The 851-nt window shown below is 55.2% G+C and carries 1 rRNA gene; it reads left to right on the top strand.

Annotated features, from left to right (window positions below):
- Positions 1-145 precede the first annotated feature (145 nt).
- Positions 146-851 (top strand): 23S ribosomal RNA (locus tag HMPREF0670_RS16875); the annotation flags it as partial.

Raw genomic sequence — 851 nt, 5'->3', positions numbered from 1 at the left:
TTGTTGCGCATGAGATCTTTGACATATTGACACAAGCAAGACTGTAAGAAAAGTGATGAATCACGTGGACGTTGATGTCCATGTAGACGATACAGCTGAAGTATGGGCTGCGCGCCTTCCCTTGTTGGAAGTGTGCGCTGGCGTAAAGAAAGTAAATAAGGGCGCATGGCGGATGCCTTGGCTCATGGAGGCGATGAAGGACGTGATAAGCTGCGATAAGCCGCGGTAAGGTGCAAATGACCCTTGACCCGCGGATTTCCGAATGGGACAACCCACCCGCGCAATACGCGGGTATCACCGCACAAGGCGGTGAGGCGAACCGGGGGAACTGAAACATCTTAGTACCCCGAGGAAGAGAAAATAAGTTAATGATTCCCCCAGTAGTGGCGAGCGAACGGGGAAGAGCCCAAACCGGCGTTGTGGCAACGCATCGCCGGGGTTGTAGGACCGCGCCGTTGCACGCGGCGTGTGAGGAGAAGCTCCCTGGAAAGGGGCGCCGTAGCGGGTGAAAGCCCCTTATCCGAAGCACAAAGCGGCATAGCGGTATCCTGAGTAACGCGGGACACGTGAAATCCTGCGCGAAGCTGCCGGGACCATCCGGTAAGGCTAAATACTCCCATGAGACCGATAGCGAACCAGTACCGTGAGGGAAAGGTGAAAAGCACTTCGACAAGAAGAGTGAAATAGTTCCTGAAACCATGCGCCTACAAGCGGTCGGAGCTGCTTTTGCAGTGACGGCGTGCCTTTTGCATAATGAACCTACGAGTTACCTTCACCAGCAAGGTTAAGGGCCATGAGGCCCGCAGCCGCAGTGAAAGCGAGCCTGAACAGGGCGTATGGCGCACGCAAGT

The organism is Prevotella sp. oral taxon 317 str. F0108, assembly GCF_000162415.1.
GTDB lineage: Bacteria > Bacteroidota > Bacteroidia > Bacteroidales > Bacteroidaceae > Prevotella > Prevotella conceptionensis.
This window is presented reverse-complemented; position numbering and strand designations above follow the sequence as displayed.